The organism is Streptomyces sp. NPDC059695 (assembly GCF_042733785.1).
Taxonomy (GTDB): domain Bacteria; phylum Actinomycetota; class Actinomycetes; order Streptomycetales; family Streptomycetaceae; genus Streptomyces.
This window is the reverse complement of the sequence record NZ_JBHWFF010000041.1, coordinates 26,990-46,208: the sequence shown is the minus strand read 5'-3', so window position 1 is coordinate 46,208 and position 19,219 is coordinate 26,990. Positions and strand designations below refer to the sequence as shown.

The following is a 19,219-nucleotide window of genomic DNA, read 5'->3' as shown; positions in this document are numbered from 1 at the left end:
CGGTGGCCCGAGGGGAGAAGCGGCACATGGCGGTGAGCGGACGGCAGACCGGCAGGCCCACCCTGGAGGAGGTCGCTGCCCGGGCCGGAGTCGGCCGCGGCACCGTCTCCCGGGTCATCAACGGCTCCCCGAAGGTGAGCGAGCAGGCCAAGGCCGCCGTCGAACGGGCCGTCGCCGAGCTCGGCTACGTGCCCAACCGGGCCGCCCGCGCCCTCGCCGGCAGCCGCACCGACGCCGTCGCCCTGGTGATCCCCGAGACCGAGGCACGGCTCTTCGCGGAGCCCTACTTCCTCGACATCATCCGTGGCGTCAGCACCGAACTCGCCGACGCCGACAAGCAGCTGCTCCTCACCCTGATCCGCAGCGAACAGGAGCGGCAGCGCTTCGAGCAGTACCTCGCCGCGCAACGCGTCGACGGCGTGCTCCTCGTCTCCGTGCACGGCGACGACCCGCTGCCCGACCAGGTCCGCGCCCTCGGCCTGCCCGCCGTCCTCAACGGCCGCCGCACCGAGGCCGAGCGCGTCGCCTTCGTCGACTCCGACAACACCGGCGCCGGCCGGACCGCCGTCGCCCACCTCGCCGGCCGCGGCCGCCGCCGGATCGCCACCGTGACCGGCCCCCTCGACATGTACGTGGCCCGCTGCCGCCTCGACGGCTACCGCGACGGCCTGACGGAGGCCGGACTCGCACCCGACGAGACGCTCGTCGCCAACGGCGACTTCACCGAGGAGGGCGGCCGGCGCGCCATGCGGGAGCTGCTCGACCGCCGCCCCGACCTGGACGCCGTCTTCGCCGCGTCCGACGTGATGGCCGCCGGCGCCCGGAGCGTGCTGCGCGAGGCGGGCCGCCGGGTCCCCGCGGACGTGGCCCTCGTCGGCGTCGACGACTCGGCCGTCGCCCGGCACATGGACCCGCCCCTGACGAGCGTCCGCCAGCCCATCGAGGAGATGGGCCGCACCATGGCCCGCCTGCTGCTCCAGGAGATCGTGGCCCCGAGCGGCCCGGACGAACAGCCCCGCCGGATCCTGCCCACCGAACTGGTGGTCCGCGCCTCCTCCTGACTCCGAAAGCCAGGCACAGGGCGCCGAGGTGCAGCCCTCCCCGGGGCCCCGGAGAATGGACCCCGTACAGGGTCCCTATCCGCGACCAGGACGCTACCGACGGCGTCCGACCCGGCAAGGGGGCGGTCGACGATGCCGCAGCGCGAGCCGAACCGGACGCAGACCATGTCCGGGACACTGCGCCGTTGGACCCTGGTGTACCTCCTGATCGTCACGTTGCTGACGATCGCGTACCTGAACTTCCCCGACCGCCACACCGTCCTCTGGGCCCTGATCGGGCTCAGCGGTGTCGTCGCCATCCTCATCGGCGTCCACCTGCACCGGCCCGTCCGGCGCTGGCCCTGGCTGGTGCTCGCCGCGGCCAACCTCGCCTTCGTGAGCGGCGACACGGCCTACAACGCCCTGGAGGCCTTCTTCGGCCAGACCAGGCCCTTCCCGTCCGTCGCCGACGCCCTCTACCTGGTCACCTACCCGCTCTTCGCGATCGGCCTGCTCGGGTTCATCCGCTACCGGGCCGTGGGCCGCGACCTCGCCGTCGTCCTGGACGCCCTGATCCTCACCTCGGGCCTCGCGCTGCTCTGCTGGGTCAACCTGATCAACCCCCTCGCCAGGAACGAGGACATGACCTGGACCGAGAAGGCCATCTCCATCGCGTACCCCCTCGGCGACGTGCTGATGCTGGCGATGCTCGCCCGGCTCCTCGTCCCCGGCGGGCTGCGCTCCCGGTCCGTCCAGCTGCTCACCCTCGGCACCTGCGGCATCCTCGCCTCCGACGTGATCTACGGCATCCTCCAGCTGAAGGGCACCTGGCAGGTCGGCACCCCCTGGGACCTCGGCTGGGTCGTCTTCTTCACCGCCTGGGGCCTCGCCGCCCTCCACCCCTCCATGACCGGCCTCACCGAGCGCGCCCCCGAACCGGCCCCGCGCATCGCCGAACGGCGGCTCGCGCTGCTCGCCGGAGCCTCCCTCGTCGCCCCCGCTCTGCTGCTCCTCCAGTCGCTGCGCCACGACCAGAACAAGGACATCGCCGTCATCGCGATCTTCTCGGCGATCATGTTCCTGCTGGTCCTCGCCCGGCTCTGGGGCATGATGAACGACCACGGCAAGGCCGAGGCCCGCGAGCGCAGCCTCCGGGTCGCCGCCGCCTCCCTCGTCGCCGCCCTCAGCCCCCGCGAGGTCGCCGGAGCGGTCGAGACGGCCTCCGCCACCCTCTTCGGCCCCGGCACCTCCCACCGGGTCCTGCTCCTCACCAGGGACCGCCGCGGCGGTCTCACCGCCGTGGCCACCGCGCGGCACCCCTGGACCTGCCGCACCGACGAGCTGATCCGGCCCCGCGGCACCGACTGGCCCGACGTCGTCGCCGACGGCACCCAGCTCCTCCCGCTGACCCGGCTCGACCCGTCCGTCGCCGCCGAGATCACGCCCGAGACCCACGTCCTGCTCTGCCCCCTGGAGGTCCAGACCCCGGCGGGAGGCGAACCGCTGCTCGGCGTCCTGCTCCTCGGCGGACCGGAGAAGAAGCTCGCGGAGATCTCCGGCCCCGCCCAGTCCCTCGCCTCCCAGGCGGCCCTCGCCCTCGAACGCTTCGAGCTCAGCGAGGAGGTCAACCGCCGCACCAGCGAGGCCTACTTCCGCACCCTCGTCCACAACACCTCGGACGTCATCCTGATCGTCGACGACGACGACACCGTCCGGTACGCCAGCCCCTCCGCCGAGTCCATGTTCGGCCGCTCCCTGCTGCCGGGCACCCCGCTCACCGACCTCGTCGCCCCGTCCGACACGGCCGGCGCCCTGCGCCTCGTCGCCGACGCGCGCGCCCGCGGCGCCGCCGACGCCCGGGACGACTGGAAACTGCTGCACGGCGGCTCCGACGAGCTGGAGGTCGAGGTCCGGTGCAGCAACCTCCGCGACGAGCGCACCGTCCACGGCCTGGTCCTCACCCTCCGGGACGTGACCGAGCAGCGGAAGCTGGAGCGTGAGCTGACGCACCGGGCCTTCCACGACTCCCTCACCGGACTCCCCAACCGCGTCCTGCTCCTCGAACGCATCGAGCGGGCCCTGCTCCGGGGCCGCCGCGAGTCCACCCTGACCTGCATGCTCTTCGTCGACCTCGACGACTTCAAGGTCGTCAACGACACCATGGGGCACTCCGTCGGCGACGAGCTCCTCGTGGCCGTCGCCCGCCGCCTCACCTCGGTCCTGCGACTGACCGACACCGCCGCCCGGCTCGGCGGCGACGAGTTCGCCGTCCTCATCGAGGGCGCGCGCGAACCCCGCGACGCCGAGGCCCTCGCGGCCGAGATCGTGCACACCCTCAGCCAGCCGTTCCACCTCACCGACGGCGCCGTCTCCGTCTCGACCAGCGTCGGCATCGCGACCGTCCTCGACAGCGCCCACGCCGAGGAGCTCCTCGGCCACGCCGACCTCGCCCTGTACGCCGCCAAGGCCGCCGGCAAGAAGCGGTGGCGGCTCTTCCACCCCGAGCTGCACTCCCGGCTCGTCGCCCGCCACGAACTCCAGGCGGGCATGGACACCGCCATCGCCGACCACGCCTTCGCCCTGCGCTACCAGCCCATCGTCGAGGTCGACGGCGGCGCCCCGGCCGGTCTCGAAGCGCTCATCCGCTGGCCGCACGCCCGGCGCGGCATGGTGCCGCCCGACCAGTTCATCACCCTCGCCGAGGAGAGCGGCCACATCATGCCGCTGGGCGCCTGGGTCCTGGAGCACGCGGCGCTCGACATCGCCCGCTGGCAGCGCTCGCACCCCCGCCGCACCCCCCTGCGCGCCAACGTGAACGTCTCCGCCCGGCAGTTCCGCGACCCCGGGTTCCTCGACGGGGTGCGGCGCGCCCTGCACTCCTCCGGGCTCGCGCCCGGCTCGCTCGTCCTGGAGCTCACCGAGAGCGTCCTCATGCGCAGGGACGCCCAGATCAGGACCACCATGGCCGCCCTCAAGGAGCTGGGCGTCGCCATCGCCATCGACGACTTCGGCACCGGTTTCTCCTCGCTCAGCTACCTCCGCGAGTTCCCGATCGACGTCCTCAAGGTCGACAAGTCGTTCATCGACGACATCACCACCGACCCGCAGCAGGTGGCCCTCGTGGACGGCATCGTGCGCATCGCCGACGTCCTCGGCCTCCAGGTCGTCGCCGAGGGCATCGAGCACGAGGAGCAGCGGTCGCTGCTCGCCGAGATGGGCTGCCGGTACGGCCAGGGCTACCTCTTCGCCCGCCCGATGACCGCCCACCAGGCCGACTCCTATCTGCACCGCGCCCCGTCGAACGCCGCAGCGCCCCCCGCCCGGCCCGTCGTCCGGCTCACGGGATCCGCGCCCGCCGCCCCCACCGTCCGGCCCCCGCGCGAGTCCCGCTGGCGCGACCTGGAACACCTCCAGCGGACCAGCCTCATGTGCGACGCCGTCATCGACGAGATCGAGGGCCGCCGCATCCGCGTCGGCGACGACTGGCTCGTCGACTTCGCCTCCTGCAACTACCTCGGCTTCGACCTGGAACCCGAGATCATCGACGCCATCGGACCCGAGGTCCGCCGCTGGGGCACCCACCCCAGCTGGTCCCGGCTCATCGGCAGCCCCCGGCTCTACCCCCGCATCGAGGAGCGGCTCACGGAGCTCCTCGGCGCCCCGGACACCCTGCTGCTGCCGACCATCACCCTCATCCACCAGTCCGTCATCCCGCTGCTCGCCGGCACCGGACAGGTCTTCGTCGAGGCGCAGGCCCACCGGACCGTGTACGACGGCGCCGTCGGCGCCCGCGGGCAGGGCGCCGAGATCCACCGCTTCCGCGCCGACCGGCCGGACGAACTGGCCGCGCTGCTGCGCGGCGCGCCCGCCGACGCCGGCCGGCTCGTCTGCATGGACGGCGTCAACAGCATGACCGGCAACTTCCCCGACCTGCCGGTCCTGGCCCGCGTCTGCCGCGAGAACGGAGCCCTGCTGTACGTCGACGACGCCCACGGCTTCGGCGTCATCGGGGAGCGCCGCCCCGGCGAGAGCAGCCCGTACGGCTCCCGCGGGAACAGCATCGTCCGCCACTTCGGCGAGACCTACGACAACCTGGTCCTGGTCGGCGGCTTCTCCAAGGCCTTCTCCTCGCTGCTGGCCTTCCTCGCCGTACCGAAGTGGCTCAAGGACCACCTCAAGGTGGCGGCGGCCCCGTACCTGTACTCGGGTCCCTCGCCGACCGCCTCGCTCGCCACCGCCCTCGCCGGACTCGACGTCAACGACGAGCGCGGCGACGAGATCAGGGCCCGGCTGTACCGCATGACGGCCCGCGTCCTCGCCCATGTGCGGGCCCTGGGCATCGACACCCCCAACACGGACGGCCTGCCGATCATCGAGATCCCGCTCGGCGACGCCGCGGACCTCGACGCCGTCGCCGCCTTCCTCTGGGAGCACGGCATCTACGTCACCCTCGCGTCCTACCCGCTCGTCCCGCGCGACCGGGTGGGCTTCCGCATCCAGATCACCGCAGCCAACACCGACGAGGAGATCGAGCAGCTGTGCGCCGCCCTCACGGAACTCGCCGCGCGCTTCACCCTGCAGCCCGCCGCGACCACGCGTCCCGTCACCGCGGGAAGGACGGCGGAGGAGTGAAGGTCCCCCGTCCGCCGCTCCCCGGGGAGACGGGCCGGATCCGCCGCAACCGGGACGCCGACTGGAACGCCTGGCCGGTCGACGACTACCTCGCCGAGAACTACCGCCGGCTCCACCCCTGCGACATCGGCGTCATCACGCACCACGCCGCCGTCTACCGGCGGTTCGCCCCCGGCAGCCTGCCCCGCACCCTGGAACTCGGCGCGGGCCCCAACCTGTACCCGCTGATGCTCGCCGGCGCCGCCAGCCTCGGGATCGACGCCCTGGAGCCCAGCGCCGCCAGTGTGCGCTATCTGCGCGCACAGCTCGACCACGGCATCGACACCAGCTGGGATCCCTTCTACGTCCTCTGCCGCTCCCTCGACCCCGCCCTCCCGGAGGGGTGCGCCGAGGCGCTGCGACGGGTGCGCGTCCTGCGGGGCACCGCCGCCGACCTGGCCCCGGGGACCTACGACCTCGCCTCGATGAACTTCGTCGCCGAGAGCGTCACCGAGGACTTCGCCGAGTTCACCGCCGTCTGCGACGCCTTCGTCCGCGCCGTGCGCCCCGGCGGGACCCTCCTCGCGGCCTTCATGGAACGCATGCCGAGCTACCGCATCGGCACCGGCCCGGTCTGGCCCGCCTGCCCCGTCGACGACACCGCCCTGCGGGCCGTGTTCCTCCCCCGCACCACCGGCCTGCGCATCACCCGGCTCGCCAAGGACCGCACCCTGCCCGAGTACGGGGACACCGGCATCCTGCTGCTCACGGCCGAACGGCCGGGCGCGCCCGGCGCAACGGCTCAGGGGTGACTCCGGATCGTCTCGGCGTACCGGTCGAGCGAGGACCCGGGCGTCCCGTCGTACAGGTGCCGGTCGAAGGCCCACATCATGCCCTCGAGCCCGCAGGACGCCATCTGCCGGTACGCCGTGTCCGTCACCCCGTCGTGGTACGGGGCGATCTGCGGCCCGGCGCTCTCCCCGGCCAGCCGGGTGAAGCCCGCGCTCCGGGCCACCGCCGTGACCCACCGCGCCGAGGACCAGGCGCGCACCGCCGCGTCGCCCGGCGCGGCCACGTCGACCCGGGCGTCGGCGGGCGTGCAGCCGTTGTCCCGGGGCCTGCCCGTGCCGTCCACCAGGGCGGTGGTCACGATCCGTACCGTGTCCCGCTGCTCGACCAGGGCCAGCGTCCGGAAGAAGCCCGCCCCGCGGCCGACGAGCCCGATCGCCGGCGAGCCGGCCAGCCGGGCGCCGACGGCCGCCCGCAGGTCGGAGGGGTAGAAGCCGGCTCCGGGCACGAGGACCTTGAGCTGCCCCCGGTAGCCGAGCGAGGTGTACAGGTCGATCTGCCAGTTCACGGCCCCGGCGAGGGCCCCCTCGTACCAGTCGTACCAGCGGGCGGCCTCCTCGGAGGTGAACGGCCGCCCGTGGTAGGTGCCTTCACCGGGCCGCCAGCCCGGGAACGGGGAACTCGCCTGGGCATGGCTGTCGTACGCCCAGAACGCGGCCCGGCCCTCGCCATCCGCCGACGGAGCCGGATAGGTGAACTCGCCGCTCTCGTTGACGCCGAGGCGCACGGCCCAGAAGGTGTCGAGGCCGATCAGGCGGTCCACCGCGCGCACGTAGCCGGCGACCCCCTCGCGCACCGGCTCGCTGAACACGATGTTCGGGGTGGCCGTGGACCGCCGCCCGTACTGGTCGATCCAGACCGACTCCGGATAGGCGTCCGGCAGCCAGGACGGTGCGTGGTTGAGCCCCAGACCCGCCTCGACGAGCAGCCCCGCGTCCCGGAAGACGGCGACCTGGTCCCGTACCTCGCGCGCGTACCCCTCGTCGTACACGCCCTGCTCCGGTTCGAGCCGGCTCCAGTCGATCTGCAGGTGCGCGACCCGGATGCCGTGCTCGTACTCGGTGCGCGCCCGCTCCGGATCGGTCTGGAGCGTGCCGTACCAGTACGGTGCCGGGCGCGGATCCTCGCGCCGCAGCCCCCCGAGCGCCCCCACGAGCAGCACGAGCACCGCGAGGAACACCAGGGTCCCCGGCAGACCGCGGGACCCCGTCCACCACGGCGCCGTCACGACAGCAGCTCCCGGTAGAGCGCCGCGTACCGGGCGGCGAACCGCTCGGGACCGAAGTGGTCCTCGACCAGGGCGCGGCCCCGCTCCGCCAGCATGTCCCAGGAGCGCGGCTGGCCCAGCAGCCACGCCAGCTGCTGCCCCGTGCGGCGCCCGTCGCCCGCGGGGGCGCGCAGCACGGCATGGCCGAAGTCGGCGAACTGGGGAAGGTCGCTGAGGATCGACGGCCGCCCGGAGGCCAGCGCCTGGAGCACGGTGAGCGGGATGTCCGCCTTGCCGCCGAGCACGGCCGGCGGGAACAGGAGCACCTGGACGGAGGCCAGCAGGGCGTGCATGTCGTCGACGTACCCGAGCACCTCGACGTCGGGCAGCCCGGCCGCGCCGGCCCGTTCCCGCAGCGCCTCGTCGAGGGCCTCGCTGTCCTGCCCGGGCCGCCCCCGCATCGCGAGGACCAGCCGGAACCTGGCTCCCTCCCGATGCGCCTCGGCCGCCGCCTCGATCGCGGTCTCCGCCCCGCCGTGCGGATCGTGGTGCCCGGCGAAGAGGACCGCGGGGAACCCCTCGGGGCGCGGCAGGTACGGCCACTCGTCGAGGCCGATCATGGGCGGTACGACCCGGACGTCGCCGAAGTCGGCGGCCCGCAGCCTGCGGGCCATCGACTCGGACAGGGCGACCGTCGTCCCGAGGGGACGGGTGCGCCGGAGATAGCGGTTGTCCATCACGCCGGGCACGGTGTGCACGACCGGCCGTCCGCCCAGCAGCAGCGGGCGCAGCCAGGAGAAGGCCGGGAAGGTGCGGCCGATGGTCAGGAAGGCGTGCACGAGGTCGACCCGGTGCGCGAACAGGGCACCGGCGCCCGCGGACTGCACCCGCTCGGGGATGTGCGGCACACCGTCCCGGGACAGGATGCGGACCGGCCGGCCGCGGTCGGGCGTGGGCTGTCGCCCGTTCGGCCACTGGGTGAACCACACGAAGTCCACGCCGGGCAGCGACCCGAGCACGTCGGAGGCGAGCCGCACGTCACAGCCCTCCGACCCGTCCAGCGGACTGCTGGTCAGGAGCAGGACACGGGGCCGCCGCTCACCGCGGCGCATCGGGCACCTCCGCCGGGAGCGGCCCCGGCGCCGGGAGCAGCGGCCCGGCCGCCGCACCGGGCACGACGAGGCGGGTGAGGTCGGGCCCGGGCGGCGACGACGGCAGCCGGTACAGGGCGAGCGTGCCGTACGTCGGTCCGTGGTAGGCGACCACGGGCGGCAGCCCGCCCGTCAGCCGCCGCACCTCGGCGGGCGTGGAGCGGCCGTACCCCTGCTCGATGACCCGCCACGGCACGACCAGGTAGCGGGCGCCCTCGGCGGCGCGCTCGCCGGGCGTCACCCAGTGGCCGAGCCGGTAGGTGTCCTCGAGGACCCAGTCCGTCACGCCCCGGGTCCGCTGCCCGTCGACCGTGACGACGGCGGTGCCCGCCGGGACGTGCGTGAGCAGGTAGGCCCGCAGGCGCTGGAAGCCGTCGTCGGCCGTCCACCGGTTCTGGGCGTACACGGCGGCGGGCGTGGCGAGCACGGCGACCAGCGCGCCGACGGCCGCCGCGCGCAGCACCCGGCGGTGCCGGGACGGCACGCGGACGGTCACGGCGAGCGCCACCAGGTTGGGCACGAACAGCAGGTACAGGGCCTGCTCCTCCAGCGTCCCCAGGGTCAGCGCGTACCCCAGGGTGACGATGGCGGAGGCCTGGAAGAGCGTGAGCAGCCGGTACACGGGCTCCTTGCGCCGCCACAGCAGCACCAGGGCCACCGGGGTCAGGGCGAGCAGCAGGTACGTGCCCGCGTAGCCCGGGAGTTCGTCGAGGAGCCGGCCCGAGAGCGAGGGGGTGCCCGCCGCGTTGAAGCCCGTCTCCTGCACCATCCCGAGGAGCCGCCGCACGCCGGAGGTCTTCGCCTCCCAGAAGCCGTCGAAGTGCCCGAAGCCCGCGACGAGGCTCACGTACACGGTGTAGGGAAGCAGCGTCACCGTGAGCGTCAGCGCCAGCAGGCGCCGGGGCGGCCCCCATCCGAGCGCCAGGGCGGCGAGCAGCGGCAGCACGGTGATCAGCGCCGCGTGGTCCTTCGTCAGGACCGCGAGACCGAGGAAGAGACCGGCGAGCAGGGCGCGGGCACGGGGGCGGCCGGGCGGATCGGTGCGGGCGAGCCCCACCAGGACCAGATAGCCGGCGAGGATCCACATCATCGTGGCCGTCTCCAGGAGCACCCGGTCGTTCTGCCGGATGCAGAACTGGTCCAGGGCGAACACCAGCCCGGCGAGCGCGCCCGCGCGGGGCGAGCGGACCCTGGCGACGAGGAGGACGAGGAGGGCCGCGGTGACCCCGGCGAGCAGGGAGTTGAGCACCCGGGAGGAGTGCACGCCCGCGATGATGTCCGCGTGTCCGCCGACGAGCTTGGTCCAGCCCGCCTCCAGGTAGAAGTAGCCGGGCGGGTGCAGGAAGAACAGGCCCTCGCCGGTGCGGGGGAAGCCGCCGGCGGCGGCACTGTCGCCGAGGCGCCGGTAGATCGGCTCGTCGATGAACACGTCCCCGGCCCGCCCGATCTCCACCAGGCGCAGCGCCACCGTGAGCAGCGCGGCCAGGGCCGCGTACACGCCGGCCGGGACGGGGCCCCGGGGCAGGCGCGGGCGCGGGAGCGGCGACCTCGTGCGCGCGGTTCCGGCGGGCGCGGGTGCGGTGCGCGGGACGGTCACGGCACACCCCCGGCGGTCCTGGCCCGGGTGCCGGGCGGCCGGGTGGCGGTCCGGGGCACGGCCCCGGAGTCCGACTCGGGCACCAGGTACACCTCGGGCACGCGCGGGACGCGGCCCCCGGGGAACAGCGCGTCGGCCTGCGTCCGGTAGCCCTGGACCAGCTCGGCCTTCCGGTCGAGGTCCCGCTCCCAGGCGCGGGCCACCAGCCGGTGCCCGCGGGTGAACTCCGCGTCGGCGGCGGCCGACTGGTTGTACGGGAAGTCGCTGTAGTACACGACCCGGCGGCCGCTGCGCTCGGCGGCGGTCCGGACCAGGACGTGGTCGGCGTGGCCGCCCACGGCCAGGGGCGCGAGGACCAGGCCGCCGGAGCCGGCGGGAAGCAGGTCGTCGATGGTCTGCGCGACCGCGCGCAGGATCGCGGCGTCGTGCGCGGAGACCCGGCCCCGGGTCAGGTGCAGCCGGTACGTCGGGTACACGTGCGCCACCTCGGGCAGCAGCCGGGCCAGCCCCCCGGTGCCCGGGCGGGGCCGCGGCAGCCGCCGGAACAGCCCGTCGACCAGGCCCGCGTGGTGCGGGTCGACGCCCAGCAGCTCCAGGACCCGCAGGTCCTCCGCGCGCCGCTCGGCGAACAGCTCCTCCGCGTCCCCGGCACGGGTCTGCTTCAGGTACGTCCGGCCCGAGAGGGTGTACGGCGGCGGCGTGGCCTCCGTGAACAGCGAGGCGACCGTCACCGGGGCCCGCCGTCCCGCCCAGCCCAGCAGGGCGCCGCAGGACAGGACCGCGTCGTCCAGGTGCGGCGACAGCACGAGCACCGGGACGCAGGAGCCGACGAGGGTCCGGACGAAGCCCGTCAGCGGGTCGTCTGCCATGACGCACCCCTCTTCCTCGGCCGCCGTGCGGCGGCGGGTGAGTCCAGAAGTCGGTGGGCCAGGGCCAGATAGCGGCCCGTCATCTCGTCCCACGTGTAGTGCCGCGCCGCGATCCCGGCGCGGTGGCCCAGCCGGCGGCGCAGCGCCGTGTCCGTGGACAGCTCGGTCATGCGCGCCCCGAACGCCGCCATGTCGAAGGGCGGCACGGTCAAGTCGCCGCCGTCGCGCATCCAGCGCAGCGCGGGCAGGTCGAAGTGGAGCACGGGCTTGCCGTACGACATGCCCTCCAGGGCCACCAGGCCGAAGGTCTCGTGCCGCGAGGGCATCACCAGGAAGGCGCTGTCGCGCAGCAGCTGGCGCTTGCGCTCCCCGTCGGCGAAGCCCACCCAGTGGATCCGGGGCTCCGGACCGCGGTCGTGCGCGGCGACCAGCGCGGCGAGGCGGCGCTCCTCGGCGGGGGTGCCGCTGCCCGCGAGCAGCAGGTCGAGCGGGGGCCGGGCCCGGTCGTAGGCGTCGAGCAGCAGGTCGAGGCCCTTGACCCAGGTGTCGATCCGGCCCAAGTAGAGGATGAACTGCCCGGACCCGAGCAGGGACTCGTCGAGCCCGCGCTGCTCCACCCCGTTGGGGATGACCTGCACGTCGGCCCGCGGGCTGTGCCTGCGGATCGCCGCGCCGTCGGCGGCGTTCAGGGCCACGAGGTGCCGGTAGCAGCGCAGCCCGAGCCGCTCGACCAGGAAGAAGGGCAGGTGGTAGCGGTCCGACAGCGTCTCCGCGCTGCGTCCCTGGTCGATGCCGACCACGGGGGCGCCCGTCGTCAGGGGCAGGAAGCTCGTCGAGAACGGGGGAGTGAAGCTCTCCAGCCACAGGTCGTGCGGGATCCGGCGGGCCACGAAGGGCAGCACCGCGAGGAACAGCAGCTGTCCGGCGCGCGGTCCGGCCCGGCCCACCGGCAGCCGGACGTACCGGATGCCGTCCCGGTCCTCGGTGCCGCCGCGGCGGCCCGCCGTCACGACCGTCACCCGGAAGTCCTCGGCGAGCCGACGCGCCACCTTGCCGACCACCAGCGCCCCGCCGCCCCGGTACGCGGGGTTGTCCGCGTCGTCGTAGATCGACAGCACCACGTGCCGCCGGTCCCCGGCCGCGCCGCTCTCCGGCTCGCCGGCCGTCCGCTCCCGTGCCCGTACCTCGTCGAGGATCCGCTCCAGGGCCGTGCCCGCCACCAGGGACGGGGCCCGCTCGCCGTCGAGGTGCGCGATCCCCGGCAGCCGCCGCGACCAGCTCCGGTAGCGGGCCCACCAGACGGTCGGCGGCCCCGCGATCTCCTCCCAGCCGCGGCCCCGCAGAGTCTCGGGCCCGGTCTCCACCAGCAGGGTCAGACCGTAGCGGCCGGCGATCCGGCGGAAGACGGACGCCGCCCGGGAGGCGACCGGCAGGTCGAACTTCACCAGCCCGTCGAGCGGCCCGCGGTCCGTCACGACGACGGCCGGCCCGCCGCGGGCCCGCGCGCGCACGAGCAGCCGGGCCGCGGCGATCCGGGCCGCGAGCTCGCCCGCGTCGAGGAACGCGTGGGCGGCGCGCCGCCGGGAACCCCGGCCCTCGGGATCCGAGGCGCGCCGGGCCCGGCGGTCCCCGCCCGGGTCCCCGGCCTCCCCGGCGCGGGGCGGGACCGTGAACGAGCGGCACAGGAAGCAGCCGTAGCAGTGGGTCGTGACGACGGTGATCCCGCGCTCGCGGAGCAGGGTCGAGAGCCGTCGCACCAGCGAGGACTTGCCCGCGCCGTCCGGTCCCGACACCGCGACGAGCAGAGGGCCTCGGATCGTCGTCATGGCACCCGCCTCCGCAGCTTCTTGGCCATCACCAGGGGGACGCGCAGGGACGCCTCACGGGTCGCGGCCCGGATCCGGCCCGCGCCCAGGAGGTGCCCGGAGTGCTCGGCCCCGGCCCGGAGCGAGGTTCCCACGGGCAGCGGCAGCGGCAGCGGGACGGGCTCGCCCCGGTCCAGCCGCGCCATCGCCTCGACGGCGACTTCGAGCGCCGCACGGCCGCCCGTGCTCCAGCCTTCGCGGGCGGCCTCCCGGCGGGCCTCCGCGATCACCTCGGGCCGCAGCAGCGCCCGCAGCGCGAGGAGTTCGGAGAGGTCCAGAGTGAGGTTCTGGAAGAGGGCGTGCGCCAGCCAGATCCGCAGCCGGTCGGACGCACACGGCGTCAGCCAGGCGTATCCGTCGGCCTCGCCGTCGGCGTGGACCGGCCGCTCGGCGCGCGCGAAGAGCCGCTCGGTGGGCACCACCGGGACGCCGAACCACGAGACCGATCCGTGCAGATGCGCCGCGGGGCCCCGCGCGGGTTCCAGGAGCACCTTGCTGGTGCGCTCCAGCCAGTACGTTGTGCGGTGCGCGTACCAGCCGTCGAGGGCGGCCTGCGCCGCCGGGAGCCGTCCCGGGGGCACCACCAGGTCGAAGTTGCCGTACACGTAGTCCCCGCCGAGGTCGGCCTTGATCAGGACGGTCGGGATGCCCGCCGTCCGCAGCCGGTCCGTGGACTCCACGAGGTTCCGCCGGAACAGACCGGTCGCGCTCTCCACCTCTTCGAGGGTCGACGCGAGCTGCCGGGGATAGGCGCGGGCCAGCCGGCCCTCCACCTGGTTGAGCCGGGCCGCGGCCAGCGCGCCGAGCAACTCCTCGTCGCCGGCGGGCCGGACCCGGCCCCGCCACACGGCGTCGACGAGCAGCGGCACGGTCCGCTCGTCGTGGGCCGGGGCCCGTGCTGTCGGCCGCTCGCCGGGGACCGGCTCCCGTGTTCCGGGGCGGCCCGGGCCGGACTCGGCGGCCGGGTCCGGGAGCGCGGTCCCGGCCGCCTCCCCGGCGGCGCCGGCCGCCGGGACGGGCGAGCCGCGCCGTCCGAAGAAGCGCCACAGCGCGACGGTCGTCACCACCAGGGCGGCGCCGAACCAGGCGAGGGTGTGGGGGCTGAGCAGCGCCATGGCCGCAGCGAGCGCGAGCAGCGGCAGCACCACCCGGCCGAAGGGCCGCTCCGCCACCCCGAAGCCGTGGCGGCGGGCATGCCGCACCGCGATCAGCACCAGGGCCGTGACGGTCCCGCACAGTCCGCCGACCGCCATCCCGAGCACGCCGCCGAGGGCCCAGCCGGTCAGCAGGGCCGTCACGTACACGGCGAGACCGGCGAGGAGCGTCCGCAGGCAGCCGTAGTCGTTGACCGCCTGGGCGAAGGTCACGAGCAGGGCGAGCGCGCCGAGCGCCAGGCCCGACGCCGCCGTGCAGGTCAGCAGGGTGGAGACCATGGAGTACCCCGGGGGGAAGATCATGGTGAGCAGGGCGCCCGGCGCCGTCGCGGCCACCACCGTCAGCGGCAGTGCCACCGTGAGGTACATCCGCAGCGCGCTCGCCGTGAGGGGGTCGCCCGCCCGTCGCCGCGACAGCGCGGGCAGGAAGGCGATGGAGACGGCGCTCGCGAGGAAGAGCGGGACGCGGCCGAGCATCACGGCCGCCTGGTAACTGGCCGCGGCCGCGCGGTCGGTGGGCAGCATCGCGACGAGCACGATGTCCACGGCAGCGAGCATCGCGACCACGCCCTGGATCGAGGCGACGCCCATCGCCCGCCGCCACAGCCGCCGGTCGGCGCTCACCGCCCGCCACGGGCGGCGCGGCACGCCGTGGTAGTGGCGCGGCCGGAAGAAGACGTACGGCAGGACGGCGATCCCGAAGGCCGCGAGGGCGCCGGTCTCGCCCATGCCGAGGGCGGTGACGAAGAACAGGCCCACACCGAACTTGAGGGCGGCCTCCAGGGCGGTGAGGACGGCCAGCGTCCGCAGCCGCTCGGTGCCCTGGAGCCAGCCCGCGCTCACCCGGGTGACGTAGACGGCCATGGTGGCGCCGGCGATGACCAGGGTCGTCACCGCGCTCGCGAACTCCATGGACACGGCCGCCACCACGACCGCCGCGACGGTGCCGCCCGCGAAGGCCGTGACCACGGCGAAGCGGACCGCCTCGCCGCGCTCGCCGTCCGAACGGGCGCGTGCCAGGGCCTGCGCGAGCATCCACGGCACGGTGACCACGGCCACCGCGGCGGTGCAGACGATGAGGCCCTGGCCCGCGGCGAAGGTGGCGTACCCGGAGACGTCCAGGAGCCGGGTGAGGATCAGGGAGTACGCGTAGTTCACCGCGCCGACCACGACCACGGCGGTGGCGATCCAGCGCGCGCCGTGCACCGCCGTGACCTCGTCCGGGTGGACCTCCGGGCGGCTGGTGACGGAGCCGGCGGGCTTCACGGCCGCCCGCCCTGGGCCCGGCCCGTGGCGGACCCGTCGCCGGTCTCCGCCGTACCGAGCAGGACGTCGTGGCCGTTCGCCAGGCAGATGTCGGCGTCGGCGACGTCGAGGCGGCGCAGGGCGCTCAGCGCCCGCACCTCGTCGCAGCCGTGGAGGAGGAGCCGGAAGGCGTCGCCCTCGCGCCGCCAGACGTCGGTCTGGCGCAGGGAGCCCCGTACCGCCCGCTCGGTCGCGTCCGGGTCGGGGGAGGTGAAGCGGGTGAGCACGGACAGGTCGCTCGCGCCGCGCCGGGAGCGCCGGTGGCGGTGGATGCGGTGGAGGTCCTCCAGGACGACCTGCGCGAGCCGCTCGGCGCTGGCGTCCCAGGAGAAGGCCGCGGCCCAGGCCCGGCACCGGAGTGCGGCCAGCCGCCGCGCCTCCGCCGTGGACAGCGCGTCCAGGGCGGCGGCGACGCCTTCCGCGAGATCGGCGCCGGGTTCGAGCAGCCAGCCGTTGACGCCCGGCCGGATCGCGTCCCGCAGCCCCGGCACGTCGAAGGCGAGGGCGGGGGTGCCGACGGTGTTCGCCTCGATGACGGCGAGCCCCCAGCCCTCGGCGACGGACGGCACCACCGTCAGCCACGCCTTGTGGAACAGCTCCTGCTTGCGCTCCTCGGTGACGTGTCCGTGGAAGACGACGGCGGATCCCACGCCCAGTTCGGCGGCGAGCTTCCGCAGGCGCTCCGCCTCGGGTCCGTCGCCGCACAGGTCGACGCGCAGCTCGGGGCGCCGGCGCAGGAGCGCGGGCACGGCCCGCAGGATCAGGTCGACCCGCTTCTGCGGGACGAGCCGGCTGACGACGGTCAGCGCGGGGACGGCGGAGCGGTGTCCGGCCGGGGGCGTGGGCGCGGGGCCGGGGCGCCCGTTGGGGACGATGTGGATCGGATTGCCGAAGCCGAGTTCGCGCCGGGCGCCCTCACGGGTGGAGGGCGAGACGACCACCACCGGCCGGCCGCGGTAGACCCGCCGGCTGACCTGCTTCTCCAGGACCCGCCCCACGGAGTTCAGGGGCCAGCGGAACCGGGTGTCGAACTGCCTCTGGTGCACGTGGTGGATGACGCAGATGTCGGCGGTCCAGCGCGGTGTGAACATCGGGGAGAAGAACGGGATCCCGTTCTGGAAGTCGACCACGGCGTCGTACGCGTGACGGTTCCGCAGGAGATGGGCGGCGGCCGACGCGTACACGCCGAAGGTGCCGCCGGCGCGCACGACGCGGATCCCGTCCCGGTACTCCCGGGCACGGGAGCCCGGGTAGCGCGACGAGACGAAGGTGACGTGGGCTCCGGCCGCCGCGAACCGCCGGGCGATCTCCCAGCAGTACGCCTCGGCTCCGCCCGCGTCCGGATGGGACGGGTCGCGCCAGTTGAGGAAGGCGAGGTCGGTACGGGCGAGCCGGTCGAGTGCGGTCATGGCGATCACCGGGCCAGCGAGATCCGGACGAGATCGGCCATCGAGCGCAGTCCGTCGCGCCGGGCCGAGAACGTCGAACCGGGGACGTCGTGCCAGACCACCGGCACCTCCACGACGTCCCGACCGGCCCGCACCACCCGGGCGAGCAGTTCGACGTCGAAGGCGAATCCGTCGATGCGGCAGTCCCGCGCGATCTCCCGGGCCAGCGGCCCGGGGAAGAACTTGAAGCCGCACTGGGTGTCGGCGACACCGGGCAGCGAGAGGTGCGCGAGGGTGCGGAAGAGCAGGCCGCCGCCGCGCCGCAGCAGCGGCTGCTCCACGTCGAGGCGCGCGCCGGGCGCGTGGCGGGAGGCGATGACGGCGCCGTGGCCCTGCCGCAGCAGCCGCATGACCCGGTCCAGGGTGTCCACCGGGGTGGCGTTGTCGGCGTCGGCGAAGCCGATGAACCGGGCCGAGGAGGTCTCGATCCCGCGCCGGACCGCCGCGCCCTTGCCCTGGTCGCTGCAGCCGATGGCGTGGACCGGGACGGGGGAGTCGGCGAAGCGTCCGAGGACGTCGAGCGTGCCGTCGGCGCTGTTGTTGTCGACGACGACGACAGCGGAGGACCACGGCCGTGCGGTCAGGTAGTCGACGCTGGCGGCCACGGTCGACGGCAGCCGGCGCTGCTCGTTGAACGCGGGGATCAGGAGTTCCAGTTCCACCGGCGGGCGGACGAGCCGGCGGGGGAGCGGTGCGTGGGTGCGTGCGGCGGCCATCACGCCTCGCCTCCTCGGGGGAAGGCGCGGGGCGCGGGGCGCACGGGCGCGCGGGGGATGGGGGCGTGGACGGGGGCGCGGCGGGCGGTGCCGCCGTCAGCGGGGCCGGACGGACCGGCCGGGCCGTGGCAACCCGGTGAACCGGATGAGCGGGGTCGGACGGGTGAGCCCGATGGGCCGGCGCTTCGGCCCGAGCCGCGCCCGCGGCGTGCGGTGCGCGTGTGGGCCGTACGGGCCCGCCGCCGCCGCGCGGCGCCGCGCGGCCGGCAGGCCCGGCTCCGGGGCGGAGGGGCGCCGGGGCCGATCCGGTCGGAGGCCCGGCGGGCCGGGTGCGCGGTCGGACGGTGCGGGGAGCGGCAGAGCGAGCGGCGCCGGGCATCGGCGAGGGGCCAGTCGGTCACGCGTCGCAGCGGGTGCGGAACGGGTGCCACCGGTGTTCGGCTGAGGGGATGTGAGGTCACGACGAGCCTCTCCGTCAACCGACCCTGCCGAGGGTGTGCGCTCAGGGTCTGGTTTGTCCTGAAATGTTGCTTCTTTAAGCCCTAGCATCCGGGGGAGTGGTTCGTCAAACGGAGGAGTCGCGGGAGCCGCGGAACGGTCCGTGCGCGAGCCGCGACAGGGCGTTGTGCGGCCGCTCGTCGAGGAGGGTGCCGAGGATCCGGGCGCCGTCGCGGACCGTGCGGGGATGCGGCGGGCCGTGCCGTCCCGCCGGGCGGCGCGGCAGTTCGAGGCTCGGCACCTCGGCGACGCGCAGCCCGTAGTGCAGCGCGTGCGTGACGAGTTCGGCCCCGAGCTCGACGCCGTCCTCGCGCAGGTCCAGGAGGTCCACGAAAGGCCGCCGGAACGCACAGAACCCGTACCAGAGATCCGTGAGGTGCTGACCGTAGAGGCGGCGGGCGACCCGCAGCAGCGCGCGGTGCCCGAGACGACGGGAGAGCGGATAGTCGGCGTAATCGCCGCCCGCGATGAAACGCGAGCCCTTCACGAAGTCGTAACCGCTCTCCAGGTAATGCAGGTAATGCGGGATCTCGTGCGGCGACATGCTTCCGTCGGCGTTCATGAGCACGACCAGGTCCCCGGTCGCCGCGAGCAGGGCCGCGTGCGGGATGTCGCCCCGCGTGAAGTCCCAGTCCCCGAGCCGCCGCACGTCCATGCCCTCGCGCGCGGCGCCCTGCCCGGTGGGGCCGCCGATCAGCACGACCTCCCGCACGCTCGACGGCACCTGGTCCAGGAGCCGGTCGAGCGCCGCGCCCGGCCGCGCGTGACCGGGGCGGACCGTGAGCACGAGCGTCACCGTCCGGGTGCCGGAGCGGGGCGTCCGGTCGGTCGACCGTCGCAGGGGATGCGAATCGCTGCTCATCGGGAACCGCTACTCATCGGTACGGCCTCACTCGTCGGTTCGGCCCC

Annotated in this window: 12 protein-coding genes; 3 read left to right on the top strand and 9 right to left on the bottom strand. The window is 74.8% G+C overall.

Features of this window, described 5'->3' with window-relative positions; genetic code table 11:
* Positions 1–26: 26 nt before the first annotated feature.
* From ACFV2S_RS33305 to ACFV2S_RS33295, 3 genes are all read left to right on the top strand, one after another.
* On the top strand, positions 27–1,061 hold the full coding sequence (locus ACFV2S_RS33305; RefSeq protein WP_385567985.1) for a LacI family DNA-binding transcriptional regulator: 1,035 nt from the start codon (positions 27–29) through the stop codon (positions 1,059–1,061).
* 132 nt (positions 1,062–1,193) lie between these two features.
* Positions 1,194–5,672 carry an aminotransferase class I/II-fold pyridoxal phosphate-dependent enzyme gene (locus ACFV2S_RS33300; RefSeq protein ID WP_385567980.1) on the top strand — a complete coding sequence of 1,493 codons (4,479 nt, stop codon included), beginning with the start codon at positions 1,194–1,196 and terminating at the stop codon, positions 5,670–5,672.
* Positions 5,669–6,463: a class I SAM-dependent methyltransferase gene (locus ACFV2S_RS33295; protein WP_385567977.1), complete on the top strand. Its 795-nt coding sequence runs from the start codon at positions 5,669–5,671 to the stop codon at positions 6,461–6,463. Before ACFV2S_RS33300 ends, ACFV2S_RS33295 begins: the two co-directional genes overlap by 4 nt.
* On the opposite strand, the gene ACFV2S_RS33290 is transcribed toward ACFV2S_RS33295, so the two are convergent.
* The 9 genes from ACFV2S_RS33290 to ACFV2S_RS33250 form a co-directional block, all read right to left on the bottom strand.
* Positions 6,454–7,728: a beta-galactosidase gene (locus tag ACFV2S_RS33290; RefSeq protein ID WP_385567973.1), complete on the bottom strand. Its 1,275-nt coding sequence runs from the start codon at positions 7,726–7,728 to the stop codon at positions 6,454–6,456. The two genes, ACFV2S_RS33295 and ACFV2S_RS33290, sit on opposite strands and share 10 nt — an antisense overlap.
* Entirely contained in the window at positions 7,725–8,819 is a 1,095-nt protein-coding gene (locus tag ACFV2S_RS33285) for a glycosyltransferase family 4 protein (protein WP_385567969.1), read from the bottom strand. Before ACFV2S_RS33285 ends, ACFV2S_RS33290 begins: the two co-directional genes overlap by 4 nt.
* The gene (locus ACFV2S_RS33280) at positions 8,806–10,455 is read right to left on the bottom strand and encodes a phospholipid carrier-dependent glycosyltransferase (protein WP_385567965.1); all 1,650 of its coding nucleotides are present in this window, start codon (positions 10,453–10,455) and stop codon (positions 8,806–8,808) included. The genes ACFV2S_RS33285 and ACFV2S_RS33280 overlap by 14 nt, the downstream gene beginning before the upstream one ends.
* A complete protein-coding gene (locus tag ACFV2S_RS33275; RefSeq protein WP_385567961.1) occupies positions 10,452–11,324 on the bottom strand; it encodes a PIG-L deacetylase family protein in 873 nt (290 codons plus the stop codon). Before ACFV2S_RS33275 ends, ACFV2S_RS33280 begins: the two co-directional genes overlap by 4 nt.
* The gene (locus ACFV2S_RS33270; protein ID WP_385567957.1) at positions 11,306–13,150 is read right to left on the bottom strand and encodes a glycosyltransferase; all 1,845 of its coding nucleotides are present in this window, start codon (positions 13,148–13,150) and stop codon (positions 11,306–11,308) included. The genes ACFV2S_RS33275 and ACFV2S_RS33270 overlap by 19 nt, the downstream gene beginning before the upstream one ends.
* The gene (locus tag ACFV2S_RS33265; protein WP_385567953.1) at positions 13,147–15,609 is read right to left on the bottom strand and encodes a lipopolysaccharide biosynthesis protein; all 2,463 of its coding nucleotides are present in this window, start codon (positions 15,607–15,609) and stop codon (positions 13,147–13,149) included. Before ACFV2S_RS33265 ends, ACFV2S_RS33270 begins: the two co-directional genes overlap by 4 nt.
* Entirely contained in the window at positions 15,606–17,057 is a 1,452-nt protein-coding gene (locus ACFV2S_RS33260) for a glycosyltransferase family 4 protein (protein WP_385567949.1), read from the bottom strand. The genes ACFV2S_RS33265 and ACFV2S_RS33260 overlap by 4 nt, the downstream gene beginning before the upstream one ends.
* Before the next feature lie 5 nt (positions 17,058–17,062).
* Positions 17,063–17,812: a glycosyltransferase gene (locus tag ACFV2S_RS33255; RefSeq protein ID WP_385567944.1), complete on the bottom strand. Its 750-nt coding sequence runs from the start codon at positions 17,810–17,812 to the stop codon at positions 17,063–17,065.
* 565 nt (positions 17,813–18,377) lie between these two features.
* On the bottom strand, positions 18,378–19,172 hold the full coding sequence (locus ACFV2S_RS33250) for a glycosyltransferase family 2 protein (protein ID WP_385567942.1): 795 nt from the start codon (positions 19,170–19,172) through the stop codon (positions 18,378–18,380).
* Between the last annotated feature and the right edge of the window lie 47 nt (positions 19,173–19,219).